This is a genomic window from Phycisphaeraceae bacterium, from assembly GCA_015709595.1.
Taxonomy (GTDB): Bacteria; Planctomycetota; Phycisphaerae; order Phycisphaerales; family SM1A02; genus CAADGA01.
Window position 1 is genome coordinate 3,821,577 of the sequence record CP054178.1, and the last position, 19,754, is coordinate 3,841,330.

The following is a 19,754-nucleotide window of genomic DNA, read 5'->3' on the forward strand; positions in this document are numbered from 1 at the left end:
CGGTGGTGTTCGGAGGCATTTCTGTTCGCTTTCGGTCGAGAGGAGAAGCACGCGATGAAACTTCGACTTCTGTCCGCTGTCACGGTGGCGGCCGGCCTCGCTGGCGCCGCCATGGCAGGTCCCGGTTTTATCAATGGCGATTTTGAAACCGGTGTGCTTTCCCCGTGGGTCGTCACTCCAACCCAGAATGGGCGGACGCTCTATCAGGATGTGGTGTCATTCGACGTCACGGGCACCGGCGCCTCGCTGGCTGGTCACTTCGGCGTCGGGCAGGTCAACTTCCAGAGCGGCGTGCAGGAAGGCGTCAGCGTCACCCAGATGCTGAACCTCAGCGCCGGGACGGAGTACACCTTCCGCTTCAACTGGGCCGCCCACAACACGGGAACGGGCGGCAACGCCCAGGGCGGCGTGTTCAGTCTGGTCATCAACGGCCAGTTGTTCGGCACCCAGGCGGCGGGCTCGATCGCGGCGGGTCAGATCATCCGCGGCACGATCACCGTGCTCTTTACGCCCGGCTCCTCGGGTCAGTACGACATTGGCGCCAGGATCACCCGGCCCTTCACGCCTCCGGGCACACTGCATCAGTACATCGACAACTTCACGGTCGATCCCATCCCGACCCCGGGTGCGCTGGCGCTGCTGGGCCTGGCTGGCTTGGCGACCCGTCGCCGCCGTCGCGATTGATCGCCTCATCCTGCGTCACTCTTCACAAGCCGCGGATCATGGTCCGCGGCTTGTTGTTCATCCCTCCCGTGCTTCCACGAAATGACCAGCCCTGGAGGCGATCATCCGGGGAAACCACCCTACCCCGAGATCGCGTCTGGCGGCATAGGATGCGATCCTTCCTATCGATGTTGACGAACAGGGTCAACCGCTTGACCATGTGAATGGACACGCTTTCAACCGACTCACATGCACCGGGGGGGATGCCGGGTTCCGGATGGCGATGGCTTCGGAACAACTGGCTGATCGCCTGCCTCTGGTCGGCGGCGATCCTGCTCAGTTTTCTTTCGCTGCGCACCACCCCCATGACTCGCACCCAGGAAGCCCGGGTGCTGGTGACGGCGCGGGAAATGGCGGCCGACGGTCCGCGGGCGTGGCTGATCCCGCACATGAACGGCGAACCGCGGCTGCAGAAGCCGCCCTTGGCGTACTGGACGGCGGCCTCGCTGTTCAAATGGCTCCCGGATGAGCCGTGGCTGGCGCGTGTGCCATTTCAGATGGCCGGGTGGATGACCGTGGTTGTCGTGATGGTCTTCACGTGGCGACTGGCGGGGAGACGGGCCGGCCTGCTCGCCGGCGCTCTGCTGGCGGGCATGTATTCATTCCGGCGCCACACCATTTTCGCGGAAACCGACGTGGCGGTGATGCTGTTCATCACCATGGCCGCCTGGTCGATGTGGGAGTTCGGGCGGACCTGGGCGGCGCGAAGCCAGTCGCCCAGGCCCCCATCCGCTGGACGCGGCGGGCTTCATGCCCGGTGTTTCGAGTCGGGTTGCGGCTGGGCGCATCTGGCGGGGTTGACGATGGGTCTGGCCGTCCTTGCCAAGGGCCTTCAGGCGGTCATGCCGCTTCTGTTCCTGGTGGCATGGGCGCTGGCGGCTGGGCGGCCGGCGATCATCTGGCGCTGGTGCCTCTCAGGCGCCCCCGTCACGTTGCTGCTCGTCGCCGCGCCGTGGTTTGTCTACGTCATGCAGACGCCTGAATGGACGACGCTGCTGCACGAGGTGGACGTGGCGCTGGAAGGCGGCTCACATGTCCGTCCATTCTGGTTCTATGGACCGAAGCTGCTCGAGGCCTCGCTGCCGTGGTCGCCGGTGATGGTGCTGGCGATGGCGGCGGCAGTGTCCCGTTGTCGTGGCGATCAGGCGGCCCGCACCGGGCTGATCTGGCTGGGTTCGGTGGTCGTACCGCTCTCGATCGCGGCGCAGAAGCAGAACCATTACGCCCTGGCGGCCCTGCCGCCCCTGGGGATGCTCGGCGGTTGGGTGATCGACCTGGCGTGGCGCGGAGTGGATGAGCGGCTTCGACGCTTCACCGGTGCGACGCTCGACGGCGCGTTGATCGTCCTCGGCGTGATCGGGCTGCTGCTGCTCGGCGTCGGGCTGGCGCCGAGCGAACTCACCCGCGAGCCGCCGGAGTCGCTTTTTCCCGCCGCGATCACGGGGCTGCTCCTCGTGACGGTCGTGACGTTGTCGTGGCTGTTCTCCCGGCGCGACCCGGTCAGGCGCGGTTCAGCGTGTCTGGCGGCGTTCGCCGTGGGGATGGCCGCCATTCTCGGGTTGTGGGTGCCGTCCAGACGGGGGACGACCGTTGAGCACGTGGCCTCGTACCTGCGTGAAACGTTTCCGGATCGACCCACGGTGCAACTGGGGGTGCTTGATCCGATCCTGATCTTTCTCTACGGCGACGTTCTGCCGCACGTGACCGCCCCCGAGGACGTGATCCGCCTGATGCAGTCCCATCCCGACCTGGTGGTGGTGGCGCTCCACGACCCGGACGAGGCGGAGCCGGACCTTCCGGGAATGATCGAGGTCCACGAGTTCATCGTGGAAGATGACGAGTTCAGCATCATGGTGGCGGGCGAGGCCGCGACCCCGCCTGAACAACCGGGCCAATGAGGGTGTTCGATCACGTCAGCCGACCGAGGTTGGTCGGCAGGGGCGGCTCACACCGCTTGCTTGAAATGGGCGTCCTGGATCGGAACGACGACTTCGAGCACGTGCATCAGCACTCGCGCGGGCGAGCCGGAGGCGTCCACCTCGTGGATGATCGACGGGTCGTACTGGGCCAGCACCGGGGCGGTTTCGCGTTCGTACACGTCGAACCGCCTTCGGATGACCTTCTCATCCACGTCGTCGAGGCGGTTCTCCTTGAGGGCGCGCCGCTTCATGCGGTGGACCATCTCATCGATGTCCTTGCAGGTCAGGTGGACGACGCCGAGCACGTCCAGGTGCTTCTTCATGACCTGGGCCTGCCCCACGTTGCGGGGAATGCCGTCGAGAATCAGCAGATCGACCGAGGGCTTGTAGAGCGAAAGCACGGTCTGGGCGTGCATGTTCTCACGCCACATCTCGATGGTCAGGTCGTCGGGCACCAGTTCGCCGCGCGAGGAGTACTCATAGAACTTGCGGCCCAGCGATGAGTTGATGTCCAGGGATCGGAACACGTCGCCGCAGGCCAGGTGAAAAAAGCCGGGGATCTTGCCCAGGATCTTGCCCTGCGTGCCCTTGCCGGCGCCCGGGGGACCGAAGAGGAGAACGGTCTTGTATCGATTGGGCATGGTGCGCACCTGGGGATGATTCGAGGCCACGGGGAATATCGCCCGCAACGGGCCGCCGCTTCAGCGGGTCGGGCCATCATTCGCCCGTGAAGCCGGGTGGTCCACCGGGCCCGGTCATCCGCCGTGAATCAGCCGCCAGGCCACGACCGCCACGGCCACGTCCGCGATCACGTGGCTGATCCAGCAAGGCCAGATGCGACCGTAGCGCCGATACAACCCGCCCCAGATGATCCCTCCGACCATAACGCCCGTGGAGCCCAGCAGCGCGGGCAGCCAGGCCATCTGCATCGACAGCGCCACGGCGTGGTGAATGGTGAACAGTCCCGCCGACAGCACCACCGGCGCCCACCCCGGCGCCCGGGGCATGATGTCACGACAACGACCATACACGAACCATCGCCAGACGTACTCCTCCAGCAGGGAGTTCACGAGACACAGGTAGACAAAGAAGGGAATGAACAGGCGCGGGTCGGCCAGACCGGTCTCCATCGCCTTGGCGCGCACCTGCTGAACATCCACCAGCTGGGGACCGAAGGCGAAGAAGCCCGCCAGGATCGCCGCGGCGACGCCCACACCCCAGAGGAGGCCGACGCCCGTGCCCTTCCATGACCAGGCGGGCCAGGCCAGACGCCCGTTCACGGAAAGCATCCACAGAATCGGAAGTACGAGAATCCACGCCTTCATGGCGGCATAGATGACCTTTCCGAGCGTCCCGGCGCCATCCGGCATGGCCAGCAGCACACCGATGGAGGGGGCGGGAACCAGCACCAGCAGCGCCAACCACGCCTGACGGGTCATGCCTGCTGGTCGATGCGTCTCTGCGGCGGTGCTCATCCTGGTCCCTTCGGTCACGGCGTTGCGTGATGGGCCGACATTTGTTAGGATTTACTATCATATGATTCCGCGCGAATACGTCAAGGCCCGGTTGGCCAGAAGCGACCGTCGTCGCGGATGAGGGCGACGAGCCGCGCCGCGGACGGTGCGGCGCCGGCCTCACATCACCCGCGCCGTCAGCGCGGTGGCGATGGTGAACCCCTGCTCCATGAACGGCAGCAGGTCATCGGGCCTGGTTCTTCGCGACGCGCGGTAGACCATGACCCACTCGCCACTGCCCTCGATGCTGACTCCCTGCAGCCCCATGACGAGCGCCGTGGTTTCGTCATCAAACAGCCCGGCGACCGAGGCCTCATCCTCGCCGCGCAGCAGGACGCGCTTGGAGAACTCGAGATAGCCGGGCAGATCGATGTCACGGAAACCCAGAGCCGCCCCGATCTTGTGAAAGACGCTTTCCGGGCGCAGCTCGAACGCGGGAAGAACCGCTCCGGGCACGCGGTAGGCGGCCACCGTCTGGCGATGCCGCGATGAGTTCTTCCCCGACCCGGTGGTGTAGACGTAGTCGAACAGAAGAACATCCACGTCGCCGATCGAGCCCGAAAGCAGGTTGGACGCGGACGGACTTCGCCCCAGCGACAGCAGGTGGCGACGGCAGGTGATCGCGCCGATCGGTCCGTCCCCTTCACGATGAAACACGAACCCCGCCTGGCTTGCGATGGCCTCGATCGCCTGGCGGCGCCTTCGCTCCAGCCAGACCCACACGCCGATGCCGGAGAGAACGACCACCGCAATGGCGGCGAAGATGAGAAATTCCATCGCGTGACCTGCTCTCGTTCTCAGTTCAGGCGATCCGTCACGTCACCGGGTCACATCGGTGAAAGTCGCTTGATCGAGTGGCGTGTGTTGACCAGTGATGATTCGTAGCGTTTCAGATCCTGGCCCACGTAGCCCTTCATCACCGTGCGCTGCGTGCCCTTGGTTTCCACGCGGGCGATGGGCAGGCCGGCGTCCAGCGGCATGAGCCACGTGATCGTGCCGCCCGCCTCGTTCTGCACGACCTGCACGGTTGATGGCACGGCGCCTTCCGGGATCGACATGTTCGACATGGTCATCTCGCAGCGAAGCTCGAGACAGGGCACGCCGCGGTCCTCCACCCTGCCCGCCAGCTTGACGGTTCCGACCACGTCCTCCGGCTTGATGGTGATCTTGTCGCCCGCGAGGTAGGACACCACCTCGGCGGCGTTCACGGGCCACTGATCGCCGATCGCGCGTGGCTGCGATGATCCATAGAAGGCGTCGTAGTCGGCGTCTCCGGACGGAAACTCCATGAGCAGCTCGAACAGCGACTGGAAGCGCTCGGGCAACTGCCCGTCGGCGACGCTGAAGACCATGCGCCGATTCTTCATCTCGCCCAGGATGATGGCGCCGCCGATGAACGGCTGCTTCTCGCCGGTTTCGGTCTGAATCTTCAGCGAGCGGATGTGGAACCTGACGTTCTTCGCCATGCCCTTGTCGTCGATGGCGACCACCTCTACCTCGGCCTCCAGCGTGGCGGAATAGGAGCCCGTCTGCTCCGGCTGCACGTCATCGCCGAGCCGTCCTGAGACGGTGCGTTCCTCCTTGGCTTCGGAGGACAGGAGATACCGCGACCCGACCGTCACCGGGCGGTTGAGGCGAATGTCATGCGACTGAGCCAGCGCCGCAATCGGCGTCAGAGCGAGCAAGGCCAGCATGACCAGGCGAGAGGTGATTCCAATCATCGCGGAACTCCTTTCATGCCCCGGAACGCCACCATCATACGGGCGCGTGCGCCGTGAAGGCCCCGTGAGCCGCGACGTCGTCACACCAGAAGCGTGGCCGGGTTTTCGATCATCTGCCGGAGCGTCTGAAGGTACTGGGCCGCCATGGCGCCGTCGATGATGCGATGGTCGAGCGACAGCGTGGCCTGCATTTCGTGACCGATGACGATGGCCCCGTTGCGGACCACGGGCTTCTCGACCGCGGCGCCCACCGCGAGGATCGCGCTGTTGGGCGGGTTGATGATGGCGGTGAAGTGCTCCACGCCGTACATCCCGAGATTGGAGATGGTGAAGGTGGAGTCGGACATCTCCTCGATGGTGAGCCCGCGCGTCCGCGCCTTGTCGGCCAGGACGCGGGTCTCCTCGGAGATCAGCCGCAGACCCTTGCGGTCGGCGTTGCGGATGACGGCGACGACCAGCCCGCCGCCCTTCTCGCGCGGCAGCGATACCGCCACGCCCACGTTGACATCGGGCTTGATGAGGAGATGATCGCCGCCCCAGGAGGCGTTGAACTCCGGATGCTGGTGAATCGCCAGCGCGCAGGCGCGCACCAGGAAGTCGTTGACGCTGAGCTTGACGCCCTGCGGCTCGAGCTGTGCGTTGATGGTCCTGCGCAGATCGAGCAGCGGGTCCATGTTGAACGTGAACGTGACCTGATAGTGCGGGATGGTGGTCTTGGAATCAACCAGCCGCCGCGCGATGGTCTGCCGCATGTTTGAGAGCGGCGCCTTGCCGGGCTTGAACACAGGTGAGGCCGGTGCAAGAACCTGCGGCGCGGCGGGGCTCGCGGCGGTTGACGCGGCCGCGGGGCCTTTCTCGATCGCCGCCAGCACGTCACGCTTGATGACGCGCCCGTGCGGGCCGGTGCCGTCGATGGATTTGACATCGATGCCGTGCTCGTCAGCCAGACGGCGCGCCACGGGGCTGACGCGGAGACGGACATCCTCGCCCGTCGCCTCATCCTCACGGTGATGACCATTGTCGCTCGGCGCCGGCGCGGACGCCGCGGCGGGCCTGCGCGGCGCCGACGACGGCTCGGCGACCGCGGTGGCGCCGCCGGTCGAGCCGGTTGACTTGTCCTCGCCCCCGCCGGTCGCCTTCGTCGCGGTCGCCCCGCCCTTGACCGATGCGGCGGCCTGCTTCACATCCTCGCCTTCCTCGGCGAGCACCGCGATCACGGCGCCCACGTCCACCATCTGGCCCTCGGGAACCACGATCTTCGCCACGGTGCCGGCGTCGTAGACCTGCATCTCCATGGTGGCCTTGTCAGTCTCGATGTCGGCGATGGCCTGTCCGGAGGCGACCTCGTCGCCTTCCTTGACGTTCCACTTGATCACGGTGCCGGACTGCATCGTGTCCGAAAGGCGCGGCATGGTGATTTGAATGGGCATGAGAGATTCCGGGGCATCAAGGGATCGGGGCATCGAGGGATCGAGGGATGGCGGCATCGAATCCTTGGCGCCTTGATGCCTTGCTCCCTTGATGCCTCCCGTTCACGCGTTGTACGTACAGGCCCGCACCGCTTCGCAGATCTTGCGGGCGTTGGGCAGGTAGGCCTGCTCCAGATTCTGCGCGTAGGGTGTGGGCACGTCATCGGCATTCACGCGATGAACGTGGTTGTCCAGATCGTCGAAACAGCGTTCCTGCACCTGCGCCACCACCTCGGACGCGACCGAGGCGAAGGGCCACGACTGATCGACGACCACGCAGTAGTTCGTCTTGCGCACGCTGCGAGCCATCGAATCGATGTCAAGCGGGCGGATGGTGCGGCCGTCGATGACTTCGCAGTCAATGCCTTCCCTGGCCAGCTGCTCCGCCGCCTCCATGCAGAAGTGCACGGGTCGTCCGAAGGAGATCAGCGTGCAGTCCTTGCCCTCGCGGCGGACCTTGGCCTGGCCGAAGGGGATGAGGTACTCCTCCTCGGGCACGTGGCCCTTGTTGCCGAGCATGCGTTCGGACTCGAGGAAGAAGACCGGGTTGTCATCGCGGATGGCGGTCTTGAGCAGCCCCTTGGCGTCGTAGGGATCGGAGGGGATGGCCATCTTGAGCCCCGGCACGTTGGCGTAGAGGGACTCCACGCACCAGGAGTGCGTGGAGCCGAGCTGTCCGCCCGCGCCGTCGTTGCCGCGAAAGACGATGGGACAGCCGAACTGCCCGCCGGACATGTAGAGCATCTTGGGCGCGTTGTTGAGGATGGGGTCCGCCGCCACCAGCGAAAAGGACCACGACATGAACTCGACGATGGGGCGCAGCCCCATCATGGCGGCGCCGATGGCCATGCCCGCGAAGCCGGACTCGGAGATAGGCGTGTCGATGATGCGGCGCGGGCCGAACTCGGCCAGCATGCCCTTGGACACCTTGTACGCGCCGTCGTACTGGGCGACTTCCTCACCCAGCAGGAAGACGCGCTCATCCCGGCGCATCTCCTCGGTCATGGCCTCGCGGAGCGCGTCGCGGAACTCGATTTCACGGGTGGCTGTCATGGGGTTGTCGGTTCTCGGTTCTCGGTTGTCGGTTGTCGTTGTCGCAGTGGCTCTTGGCGCCCGACCTCGTGTCTGACGTCTACTCCTCGAGCATCCGCGGCAGCGAAGTGCCCTTATACGGCCCCCAGACGTCGGTGTAGACATCGGTGTACAACTCGTCGAGCGGCGGCTCGGGCGACTCCTCGGCCCACTTGATGGCGTCGCGGACTTCGCGGGAGACATCCTTCTGAAGCTCCTTGTACGCCTCCTCCGTCATGCCCCGCTCATCCATGAGATAACCCGCGAGCCGTTCGATGGGGTCGGAGGCCTCCCACTGCGCCTCCTCCTCCTTGGTGCGGTACTTGCGGGGGTCGGACATCGAGTGCCCCTTGTACCGGTAGGTGCGCATGTCCACGAACGCGGGGCGTGATTTCTCGCGGCACCAGTCCACCAGCGGCTTCATGCCGTCGTAGACCTTGCGCACGTCCATGCCGTCGATGACCGCGCTTTCGATGCCGTACCCGAGCGCCTTGGTGGAGATATCGTGCCCCATCGTGGTTCCGCGCGAAATGGCGGTGCCCATCGAGTAGCCGTTGTTCTCCACCACGAAGATGACCGGCAGGTCGAACAGCCCGGCCAGATTCATGGCCTCGTGGAACGCGCCCTGGTTGAGCGCACCATCTCCGAGGAAGCAGAGCGTGACGCGCGTATTCCGGCCGCCCTTGAGAACCTCGTCCTCGTACTTGGTGGCGAAGGCCAGCCCGGCGCCGAGCGGGGTCTGCGCCCCGACGATGCCGTGTCCGCCGAAGAGGTTGTTGCGCTTGTCGAACATGTGCATCGACCCGCCCTTGCCCTTGGCGCATCCACCGATTCGGCCGAACATCTCGGCCATGCAGTACTTCGGGTGCATGCCGCGGGCCAGAGCGTGACCGTGATCGCGGTAGGCGGTGACCATGGGATCTTCGGGCCGCATGGCGGCGGTGCAGCCCACGGCGACCGCCTCCTGCCCGATGTAGATGTGGCAGAAGCCGCCGATCTGCTTGTTCTGGTACGCCTGCATGCAGCGCACCTCGAACTCACGGATCAACACCATGTCGCGGAGCCAGCGAGTGAGCGTTTCCGTGGAGAGCCCGTCGGAGGGGTCGGTCGGCGTGGCTCGGGACGGGGTCAGCGTGGTCATGGAGGGAATTTCCCGGTCGTCCGGAGTCAGCCGCCGGACAGGGCGATCGCACAACGCGGGGCGAGCACCAATGATAGGAGGGCCGCCGAATCAGGCGACTCCCGACTTCCGGCATTGCTCATTCAGCGATCCTGTCGCATCCCAGAACAGATCGACCACTCCGGGGGACAGAATGAGTCAACGTCCGGATAAGTTCCGGCTTTTGATCGCCTTTCGTTCACGGTTCCCGTGTTCAGACGAGACCTCAGTCCAGACGAGCATGGGCGTTGGGCATGGTGGCGATCGAACGTGCCTGGAGAATCAGCAGGGCGGTCTCCAACTGCGGGTCCACGCCTGACGTGATCAGTTTGCGAACGTCCGGACGCTCCTTGGGTTCGCCATCGTTGGCGATCAGGTCGGCGGCTTCGCGCAGGTCGATGGCGCCGACCACCTGCTCGGGCGTCATGTCCACGATGATGTCGGGGTCCACGCCCCACACCTCCGCGCCGGGGCGTCGGTGAACGATGCGTCCCTGCTGCTCACCGGGCTTGGCGGGGAGTCGGTAGTACTGGGTCGTGACCTTGATCTGCGCGTCGGGGTTGCGGGAGACGAAGGCCACCCGCTGCACGCTGCCCTTGCCCCACGTGCGCGTACCGACGATCAGCCCCGCCCCGTGGGCCTGCACCGCGCCGGAGACGATCTCGCTGGCGCTGGCCGAACCCTTGTTCACCAGCACGACCACGTCCACGCCCGCGTCGGCGATGGAGGCCTGGGAGGCGTAGGCCTCCAGTACTTCCCGCCTCGAGGCGTCCTTCGATTCGATGGAGACCACCTCGCCGGTGCGAATGAACAGGTTGGCGATATTGCGGGCCTGGTCGAGCAGGCCTCCGGGGTTGTGCCGCAGATCGACGATCAGGCCGCGCACCCCCCTGCCGCGCATCTCGTTCCACGCCTTGCGAACGTCGTTGGTGGTGTCCTCGCTGAACGAGGTGATGCGGATGTATCCGATGCGGTTGACGGGATCGATCATCCAATCCCACACGGGCTTGCCCTTGGCGTCGAGCCCGGACTTGTACCATCCCTTCACGGAGGGCAACTCGATGCGTTCTCGCTTGATGCGGCGCTCCAGCAGTCCATCGTGTCCGGTCCGGCGCAGTCCCAGCACCACCTCGGTCCCTTCGCGCCCCGTGATGCGGTCCACGGCGTCGTTGAGCGACCAGCCCGTGGTCGGCTTGCCGTCCACCTGCACGATGACGTCGTCCGGACGAAGTCCGGCCCGGAAGGCCGGCGTGCCTTCCAACGGGTTCACGACGACGATCTCACGCAGGTCGTTGTGACCGATGATGATGCCCACGCCGATGAAGCTGCCTTCCGTCTGCTGACGGAAACGCCGCACCTGGTCAGGCCAGATGATGTCGGTGTAATCGTCCTCGGTGGCGGAACTGAGCGAGAAGATCGCTCCTTCGCCGAACTCCCGCAGGATGACTTCGTGCGGCAGGCGGATGGTGGACTCGTTGGCCTGCCGGAGGGCGCTCAGCACGGTGTCGAGCTGACTGTTGCGAATGGCCGCATCGGGCATCCGGCTGAGGAACTGCGACTGATCACGCACCTGCTCGAGCCAGCGCTGGACCGCCTCGGCGTCGCGCAGGCCGGCGAACTCGGGCACGTCGCGGATGTCCTCGGTGGTGGCCAGCAACTCCATGGCGTCCAGCCCGCCCTGCAGGATGGGTCGCCAGAGCGAGGCGCCCCCCGCCTCGATGTGCTCGTGCGCCGCCGTCTGCAGCGCCAGACTGATCATGCGCGGCGTGATGTTCTGCACGCGCTCGCGCCAATCCGGCGCGTTGTTGGGGTTGAACTCGCCCAGCGGCTTTTCGCCCCGGCGCTGCGCCATGCGCACCTGCAGCGCGTGCAGTTTGTCGGGCGCGTAGGCCAGCAGCATCACCAGCCGCCGGTTGACGGCCTTGAGTTCGCGGTCGTACTTGTTGAACAGCGCCCGCTCTGACGTGTCGTCATACAGGGTGCGGACGTGGAACAGCAGATCCTGCGCGTACAGCCAGTCGCGCTCCGCCTCCGCCTGGGGGATCTCACGCATGGCGCGTTCGAGCACCGACCGCATTTCCGGCTGGGCGAGCGCTTCATCGAAGGAATCGCAGAAGGACTGGTACTTCACCGCCGCCCGCAGCGCCTGGGGCAGGTGATCGACCTCCATCTCCTGCTGCAGCGACGCCAGCGCCTGCTGGCGCTGTTCGGCCCGCTGCTGCACCGCCGCCTCGCGGTTGACGCGGTACGCCTCCAGCCCCTCGCGGACTGCGGCCAGACGCTCATCGTCGAAGCCCTGCGGCTTGCGGCGCAGGTAGGCGTCGAGCGTCTCCCGGTCGCCTGATCGCGCCGACTGCCACACCGCCTGCGACCACTCGCCAATCGTGAGTCCGCCGTCCTGGGCGGACACAGGAGTCGCCGTCCCCCAGCCGATGGCCATGAACGCCGTCAGCGTCGCCAGCGCGACCCGGCGCCGTGGCTGCCGCACCGTCGTCCTCGGACGGCTCGCCAGGGTGCGATCAGATGGAATGACGGGAGAGTCGTTCGTCACGGTGGGCGCGAGGTGCATCATGCCTTGCGGGTCTCCTGCCGGGTGAATCGGCATTCGTGCAGCATCCGTTGACATTCGCCCTGAACCGGGCGAATCTGCCATGCTCTTCGCCGGCGCGACCGCATCCGTTGCGGTCAACCGGCTCCCATAAACCATCATACAGACGCGGCTTGGCGACGTTGCCGACGCCAGCCGCCCTGCCGCTATACTACCGACAGCCATGCTGGATGGTTCATTTCGCCTTCTCGGCGCTTTTCTGCAGGCGGACCCGGACAAGGGTCAGGCCACTCGCATGGCGATCATCCTCTTTGTCGTCCTCGGCGCGATCCTGGCCGCATTCTTCGTGGCGGTCGTGCTTCTGACCATTTCCCGCCGTCGGTCCGCGGCCGTGGACGCACGCCGCAAGTCCCTTGAACTCGACGCCTGGAAGACGGCCGGAGAACGGATCGAACCACTGGATGGCGGGCCTCGCCAGCCCGAGTAACGGCCCGCTTGCGAGACGACGTGGGGGTCACCCACCTCCGGCCTGGCCCGGCGCCTGACGCAGTTCCTCCGCCAGCGACTTCACGACGTGATGGTCGCCCAGCGTCATCTGTACCGTGCGATGCCATCGCCAGGCCTCGTCCATCAACCCCGCCTTGGCCGCGTAGCGAGCGACTTCCACCGCCGCCCGCCAGTCCCGGGTGGATTCGTACCGCCTCACCCAGACCTCCGCGGCACGATCGGGCTGACCCAGCGCCGCGTAGGCGGCGGCAATCTCCGTGGTAACCGACTCCTCCTGCTGCACCGCGGGCGAGAGCGGCAGCAGCAGTTCCAGCGCCTTGGCCGGCTCACCCGACTGACGCAGGAACTTCGCCTCCAGCGCCCGGAAGGCCGTCTGCAGCGACGCCGGCGCCAGCCCGCGGGCCTGTCGGATGGTCCGCAGAGCGGCTGGCTGATCGCCCTCCTCCGCCAGCACCGCCGCCAGCGTCGCCAGGATGTAGGGCTCGTCGGGATCCAGCGCGAACGCCCGATCAATCGCCGTGCGGGCCTCGGGAATCCGCCTGAGCGTCAGCAGCATCGAGGCCTCGAGCATCGGCGCCCGCGGATCAGCCGGATCGAGACGTCCCGCCGCGCGCAGATGCTCGATGGCCCGTTCGACGCGGCCGGCGCGAATGGCGATTTCGCCGGCGCTGCAGGCAAGCCCGGCGGACATCGCGTCCAGGCGCACCGCCTCATCGTAGTGGTCGGCGGCGGCGGCGTAGAGGCGACGCGCCTCATGCTCGTCGCCCCCCTGTTCCGCCTTGGCGGCCTGGTGAAAGGCCGCCTTCCCGAGCAGTTCGTGCGCCCGTGACAAGCCGGGGGCCTTGGTCACCAGATCCGCCAGGATGATCTCCGCCTTCACCGGCTCCCCCTGTTCGACATACCGCGAGGCGGCGACGAGGGCGTCTTCGATCTGCGCGGGCGTCAGGCGCGTGCCGGGGGAAGAACCATTCCCACCAGGTGAGGGCGCGGCGCCGCCCTGAGTCGGCTGCCCTGATCCGGATTCCTTGCAGGATGTCAGTCCGATGAGCCCGAACAGGATGGATGCCGTGACGAGCGCGGCATGAATCGGCGATGCCCCGCTTGATCGCGTGCCATGTCGTCCCGTCCGGCTCATCCCATCGCCTTTCTGGTTCACCCCTCCCGCTATGATGACGCCGCATGATGAAGGCGACGCTCGAGAAATCGTACACCCCCGCCACGTACGAGTCGGCGGCATGGGCGAAGTGGAACGCCGCCCGGGCCTTTCACGCCGACCCGCGACGGACCACCGAGGGCGGCCAGCCCCCCTACTGCGTGCTGATTCCTCCGCCCAATGTCACCGCGGCGCTGCACCTGGGGCATGCGCTCAACAACACGCTGCAGGACATCCTCGTGCGGTACCACCGCATGAGGGGCTTCAACACGCTCTGGATGCCCGGCACTGACCACGCGGGCATCGCCACGCAGGCGGTGGTTGAAAAGCGGCTGCTCCAGGAGGGAAAACGCCGCACCGATTTCACACGCGAGGAGTTCATCGCCCTCGTGCAGCAGTGGAAGGATGAGTACGAGGCGACCATCACCGAACAGCTCAAGGCCATGGGCTGCTCCTGCGATTTCGAACGCCAACGATTCACGATGGACGACGTGTGCGCCACCGCGGTGCGCGAGGCGTTCTTCCGGCTTTTCAAGGACGGACTGATCTACCGCGGCAAGCGACTGGTGAACTGGGATCCCGTCACGCAGACCGCGCTGGCGGATGACGAAGTCGAAATGGAGGAAGTACAGGGGTTCATGTACTTCCTGCGTTACCCGCTGGTGCATCCATCGCAGAACCCGGATGACCCGAAGGACTGTCAGGAAGTCACGTGGAATGAACTGGCCGCGCGGGGTTATCCAGGCGCCGACGCCCGCGGTGGCGAACAGCCCGCGTGGGTGACCGTGGCCACCACGCGACCGGAGACGTACCTGGGCGACACCGCGGTGGCGGTGAACCCGAAAGACCCGCGCGCCGCCTCGTTGCGCGGCTTGTGCGTGCAACTGCCCCTCGTTGGCCGCGTTATTCCCGTGATTGAGGATGACTACGTGGTCCGCCCCGTCGAGTTCGGCGGCGACCCGGCGGACGCCAAGGCGGCCATCGCCACCGGCTTCCTCAAGGTGACGCCCGCACATGATCCCAATGACGAGCAGATCGGCCTGCGGCACAACCTGCGGGTCATCAACGTATTGGCGCCGGACGCATCGATTTCCGACAAGCACGGCTGGACCGACATCGGCGACGCGGGCCTGTTCATCGGACTGTCGCGTGAAGCGGCCCGGGAGAAGGTGGTGAGGGAGTTCGAGGCCCGCGGTCTGCTGGAGGCGAAGAAACCCTACACGCACAGCGTAGGGCATTCGTATCGCAGCCATGTGCCGATCGAGCCGTACCTGAGTGATCAGTGGTACGTGAAGGTGACGGACGACCGGCTGGTGGGCGAAGCCCAGCGCGCCGTGGCGGATCATCAGTTCGATGGGGTGAAGCCGGTGCGAAGCAAAGCGAGCCGCGACCGTGAGGGAGCGGACTCCGAAGCGAGCCCCGACCGTAAGGAAGCGGTTGCCGGACGTGCCGAACCCCACTGTTTCCTGATCACCTTCACGACCTACGGCTCGTGGCTTCATGGCGACACACGTGGTTCGGTTGACCGAAAGCACAACGCCCCCGGAACGGAAGTGCTGGTGGGTGATGAAACGCGCGAACGAATGGAGTTCGAGCGCCTTCGCCAGGCGCCCATGAAACTGAGTGTCGAAGAGCGACGAGTCGTTCAACAGGCGATTGCCGACGTGTGCCGCCACCGAGGGTGGAGACTGATCGCGCTCAACGTCCGTTCCAACCACGTCCACGTCGTCGTCGTGATGGACGGAACACCTGAGCGGGCCATGATCGAGTTCAAGGCCTACGCCACGCGCCGGTTGCGAGAGGCGGGACTGATCGAGGGGGATCGGCGCGTCTGGACGCGCCACGGAAGCACACGGCACATCAACACTGACGCAACTTACCAACGGGCCGTTGAATACGTGCTTCACGAGCAGGGTGAGGTGCTCGACCCACCACCGATCGACGGTACGGAACCGCTCCCTCACGGTCGCGGCTCACTCAGGATTGCGCGGAGCCCGGACCCGGGCGGTCGCGCAGATGTCGAAACACCCAAGGTCGATCGCACCGACCGCTCCCTCACGGTCGCGGCTCACTCACACCACTACGACGGCGATCTCACCTTCTTCCCTGCTCGATACGCGCGAACGTATCAGCAGTGGCACGCCGGGCTGCGCGACTGGTGCATCTCGCGCCAACTCTGGTGGGGGCATCGGATTCCGGTGTGGCGAAAAACGGTTGATAGGCAGTACAACAGAGCGCACGCGTCCGGTGGTGAGTGGGACAGTTGGACAGAGGATTACGCACAAGAGGGGCTGAGAGCAGACCTCGCCGGACGAATCACGTTTCAGGTGAACCTGCACGCAGATGGCACGTCGGATCGGTTCGTCTGTGTCGCTCCAGGCAATCAAGAGATCGAGCGAGAGCTTGAGTCCTGCGGTTTCACGCAAGACCCCGACGTTCTCGACACCTGGTTCTCCTCCGGTCTCTGGCCCCTCTCCACGATGGGCTGGCCGGAACCCGATGCGTGGCCGAAGGACATCCCCGAGGGATCGGCCCTGCTCGACGCCTTCAACCCCTCTTCCGTCCTCTGCACCGCCCGCGAGATCATCACCCTGTGGGTCAGCCGCATGGTGATGTTCAACCGCTACCTGACCGCCGACGACCCGGACCCATCCCGGCAGTCGCGCCTGCCCTTCCGCCACGTGTACATCCACCCCATGATCCAGGATGGCCACGGGCAGAAGATGTCCAAGTCACTCGGCAACGGCGTCGATCCGCGTGACATCATCCACTCGCACGGCGCGGATGCGCTGCGCTTCACACTTGCGCAGCTCGCCACCGCCACGCAGGACGTGCGCATGGGGGTGGACACCGTGTGCCCGCACGAGGGGTGCGGCGAGACGTTCCAGCCCAGGGAGATCACCACCTCGGCCGGGCACGTGGTCGCCGCGCCGGAGCAGACCTGCCCCAAATGCAAGCGCGGCATGGTGACGGTGTACGGCGCTGTGTCCGGCGCCGCCAAGCCCACTGCCGACAAGCCGCTGGCGCGGAACAGTTCCAGCCGCTTCGATCTGGGGCGCAATTTCGCCAACAAACTGTGGAACGCGGTGCGATTCGCGCTGAGCAGTCTGGAACCTTCGCCCGCCGAGAGAGGGCCGGGTGAGGGTTCGACATCTGTCGCGGCGGGATCGCCCTCACCCCCGGCCCCTCACCCGCAGGGAGAGAGGAGTCTGGCCCTCGCCGACCGGTGGATCATCTCGCGCCTTCACCGCACGCTGCACAAGGTGGAGGACGGGTTGGCCGAGTATCAGTTCAACACCTACGCCGAGGCGATGTACGACCTGGTGCGGCGGGATTTCTGCGACTGGTACCTCGAGGCCATCAAGCCCACCGTACGAACCAGTCCCGCGCAGCAGCAGGTGCTGCGCACGGTGCTCAACGCCATCATGCGCCTGCTGCACCCAATCATGCCCTTCATCACCGAGACGCTGTGGCCCCACGTGCGGGCCACCGGCGCGGCGGGTCTGCCGGGAGTCGTGCTGGAAGAATCCGATCTGCTGGCCACCGCGCCATGGCCGGACGTGGCCTGCTCGGTGGAGGACGATGAGGCGGTCACGCTGTTCGAGCGGCTTCGCGGGCTGGTGGAGGCCATTCGCACGCTGCGCGGCGAGCACAAGGTCCACGATCGCAAGCGGATCTCGCTGTACGTCTCGGATTCCATCCACGCGCTCATCGAGCAGGGCGGCGAGATGGTTTCCACGCTGGCGGGCATCGAGACCATCCGTCCGCTGAAGGACAAGCCAGCCGACGCCGTACCGCTGGTCTACGAGGGGGCCGATCTGGCACTGGCTGGCCTGGCGGACGAGGTGGACCGGGCGGCCCATCGTGTGCGGCTTCAGCAGGAGATCGAGGCCCTGGTGAAACGCATCGCGGGACATGAGGGCCGGCTGTCCAACGAAGGTTATCTGAACAAGGCCCCGGCGGAGAAAGTCCGGCAGACGCGGGATGAACTGGGGCTTTTCCGCGAGGAGCTGGCCCGGAAGCAGGACGCCCTCAAGTCGCTGGCCGATGGTGGATGAGGTATCCTGATGGTCGTGTGGGGATGATCGGGCGCCGCCAGCGGCGCCCGCGGGAGCCGTGACATCACCACGCCGCGATTCAACCTGATCCTCGTGCTCGCCCTGTTGGTGCTGGGCGGCTGCGCGGCGACCAACACCGGGCGCCCCCCGGGCGGTCCCGGCATCGTTGCAGGCGCCGACCCGGACGCCGCGCCATCCACGTCCGGCCCGGGCGGACCGGCGCCGGAGCCCTCCACCGACTTCGAGTCCACGCGCGAGCCATGGGATTTCAACGGCACGGCCGGTTGGGTTCTCGGCTCCGCCAATTACCGTCTTCACACCACGGGGCGCAAGTCGTGGATGCACGAATACGCCCTGCGCTTCGCGGAGCAGGCGCTGGCCCACTACCGCACCGCCATCGCCGACCTGCCCGCCCCGAGCCGCCCGCTGGAGGTTTTCCTGTTCGGCGACCGGGAGGAATGGAAGGACCACACCCGCACGGTGATGAAGGACAACGCCGAGCTGTATCTCAACCTCGGACGGGGCGGCTACGCCACGCGCGGCATGGCGGTGCTCTACGACATCTCGTTCAACGACACCTTCGCCATCATGGCGCACGAGGGCTGGCATCAGTACACGCAGGTCACCTTTCAGCATCCGCTGCCGACCTGGCTCGAGGAGGGGCTGGCCACCTACATGGAAGGGCGTCGCCAGATTCCGGGTCGGAGCATCGAGTTCCTCCCCTGGCTCAATCCGCAGCGAATGGGCGCGCTGCGCCGCGCCTACGCCAACCGGCAGATCATCCCGCTGGTGGAGCTGCTCGACCGGTCGCCCCAGTACTTTCTGGAGCGTGACGGCGGGCGCGACAGCACCGCGCTGCTCACCTACTACGCGCAGGTCTGGGCGCTCACCCACTTCCTGGTGAGCGGTGAGAACGGCCGCTACCGCGACGGCCTGGAGCGGGCCCTGCGCGACGCCGCCGCGGGAAAACTCGTCTCAACCATCCTCAACTCGAGCGCGATTCCCCGCACGAGCGATCGACGACGCCTCGCCACCAGCCCCACGGGCGCGGGCGTGCTGCTCACCTACTTCAGCGACGACCTGGGCGAGTTCGGCGCGCAGTATGAGCGGTTCATCGAGGAACTCGTGACCGAGCAGGCGGCGGGGTTTCCTCGCGCCAACGCCGGCGCGCTCGACGGACCTGAGCGATGATGACGCAGTCATGACGCCTCAGCGGAACACCACGCCCACGCTCATCGGGCTGCTCTCCGACTCTCACGGCCACGCGGCCATCACGCACGAGGCCGTGACGCGCCTGATCGACGCCGGCGCCGGCACACTCATCCATCTCGGCGACATCGGTTCCGTGGAGGTGCTCGACGCCCTCGCCGGCCACGACGCCCACATCGTCTTCGGCAACTGCGACTGGGAAGCGAGCGCCCTGGCGCGATACGCCCGCGGGCTGGACATCGCCGTGCATGATCCGGCGGGCTGGATCGAGTACGGCGGCAAGTCCCTGGCGTTCACCCACGGACATCTGGACGGCGTCGTGCGGCAGGTGCTGGAGCGAAAGCCGGATTATTTCCTGCACGGGCACACGCATCTGGTTCGCGACGAGCGACACGAGGGCACTCGCATCATCAACCCCGGCGCGCTGCATCGGGCGAAGCGACATACGGTCGCCTTGCTCGACGCCGCTGCAGACACGGTGCAGTTTATCGAGATTCCGCGATGAGAACGGTGAGTGCCGCAGGCGTCCCACCTGTGATCGGTCCGCAGACTTCATCGGCCCACGGAGCAGCGGCTGCCAGCTACCGCCCCCGCCTCTGCATCGCCGCCCGGTAGGGCCGCAACGCGAACACGGCGCACGCCGCCATCACGCCGAGAATCAGGACGATCCGCGTCGTCGCCAGTGCGGCCTGCGGTTCGGCGA

At 66.3% G+C, this 19,754-nt stretch carries 15 protein-coding genes; 6 read left to right on the forward strand and 9 right to left on the reverse strand.

The annotated features are described in order from the left end of the window. Positions 1-54 precede the first annotated feature (54 nt). A complete protein-coding gene (locus HRU76_16170) occupies positions 55-684 on the forward strand; it encodes a hypothetical protein (protein ID QOJ19029.1) in 630 nt (209 codons plus the stop codon). A 242-nt stretch (positions 685-926) separates the two neighbouring features. Next, positions 927-2,621, forward strand: a complete 1,695-nt coding sequence (locus HRU76_16175; protein QOJ19030.1) for a glycosyltransferase family 39 protein — start codon at positions 927-929, stop codon at positions 2,619-2,621. Positions 2,622-2,668: 47 nt separating this feature from the next. Here the strand turns inward: HRU76_16175 and HRU76_16180 are convergent, their stop codons facing one another. From HRU76_16180 to HRU76_16215, 8 genes are all read right to left on the reverse strand, one after another. Continuing rightward, positions 2,669-3,283 carry a nucleoside monophosphate kinase gene (locus HRU76_16180; protein ID QOJ19031.1) on the reverse strand — a complete coding sequence of 205 codons (615 nt, stop codon included), beginning with the start codon at positions 3,281-3,283 and terminating at the stop codon, positions 2,669-2,671. Between the two features lie 114 nt (positions 3,284-3,397). Further along, positions 3,398-4,117, reverse strand: a complete 720-nt coding sequence (locus HRU76_16185) for a CPBP family intramembrane metalloprotease (GenBank protein QOJ19032.1) — start codon at positions 4,115-4,117, stop codon at positions 3,398-3,400. 159 nt (positions 4,118-4,276) lie between these two features. Beyond that, positions 4,277-4,933, reverse strand: coding sequence for a hypothetical protein (locus tag HRU76_16190; protein QOJ19033.1), 657 nt, complete (start codon positions 4,931-4,933; stop codon positions 4,277-4,279). A 50-nt stretch (positions 4,934-4,983) separates the two neighbouring features. Then, on the reverse strand, positions 4,984-5,877 hold the full coding sequence (locus HRU76_16195) for a hypothetical protein (protein ID QOJ19034.1): 894 nt from the start codon (positions 5,875-5,877) through the stop codon (positions 4,984-4,986). An 80-nt stretch (positions 5,878-5,957) separates the two neighbouring features. Then, positions 5,958-7,307, reverse strand: coding sequence for a 2-oxo acid dehydrogenase subunit E2 (locus tag HRU76_16200; GenBank protein ID QOJ19035.1), 1,350 nt, complete (start codon positions 7,305-7,307; stop codon positions 5,958-5,960). Between the two features lie 102 nt (positions 7,308-7,409). After that, positions 7,410-8,543 (reverse strand): pyruvate dehydrogenase complex E1 component subunit beta, encoded by a 1,134-nt coding sequence (locus HRU76_16205; GenBank protein QOJ19036.1) that lies wholly within the window; start codon positions 8,541-8,543, stop codon positions 7,410-7,412. Then, a complete protein-coding gene (gene pdhA / locus HRU76_16210) occupies positions 8,479-9,558 on the reverse strand; it encodes a pyruvate dehydrogenase (acetyl-transferring) E1 component subunit alpha (protein QOJ19037.1) in 1,080 nt (359 codons plus the stop codon). The genes HRU76_16205 and pdhA overlap by 65 nt, the downstream gene beginning before the upstream one ends. A gap of 244 nt (positions 9,559-9,802) precedes the next feature. Further along, on the reverse strand, positions 9,803-12,148 hold the full coding sequence (locus HRU76_16215) for a S41 family peptidase (protein QOJ19038.1): 2,346 nt from the start codon (positions 12,146-12,148) through the stop codon (positions 9,803-9,805). A 271-nt stretch (positions 12,149-12,419) separates the two neighbouring features. Here HRU76_16215 and HRU76_16220 point away from each other — a divergent pair, with 271 nt between their 5' ends. Then, complete coding sequence (locus HRU76_16220; GenBank protein ID QOJ19039.1) at positions 12,420-12,611, forward strand: hypothetical protein; 192 nt, start codon at positions 12,420-12,422, stop codon at positions 12,609-12,611. A 27-nt stretch (positions 12,612-12,638) separates the two neighbouring features. Here HRU76_16220 and HRU76_16225 read toward each other — a convergent pair whose 3' ends face one another. Further along, a complete protein-coding gene (locus HRU76_16225) occupies positions 12,639-13,766 on the reverse strand; it encodes a tetratricopeptide repeat protein (GenBank protein QOJ19040.1) in 1,128 nt (375 codons plus the stop codon). Positions 13,767-13,810: 44 nt separating this feature from the next. Here HRU76_16225 and HRU76_16230 point away from each other — a divergent pair, with 44 nt between their 5' ends. The 3 genes from HRU76_16230 (at position 13,811) to HRU76_16240 (ending at position 19,556) form a co-directional block, all read left to right on the forward strand. Further along, the gene (locus HRU76_16230; protein ID QOJ19041.1) at positions 13,811-17,842 is read left to right on the forward strand and encodes a class I tRNA ligase family protein; all 4,032 of its coding nucleotides are present in this window, start codon (positions 13,811-13,813) and stop codon (positions 17,840-17,842) included. Between the two features lie 93 nt (positions 17,843-17,935). After that, positions 17,936-19,033 (forward strand): DUF1570 domain-containing protein, encoded by a 1,098-nt coding sequence (locus HRU76_16235; GenBank protein QOJ19042.1) that lies wholly within the window; start codon positions 17,936-17,938, stop codon positions 19,031-19,033. Between the two features lie 10 nt (positions 19,034-19,043). Further along, the gene (locus HRU76_16240) at positions 19,044-19,556 is read left to right on the forward strand and encodes a metallophosphoesterase family protein (GenBank protein ID QOJ19043.1); all 513 of its coding nucleotides are present in this window, start codon (positions 19,044-19,046) and stop codon (positions 19,554-19,556) included. The last annotated feature ends 198 nt before the right edge of the window (positions 19,557-19,754 follow it).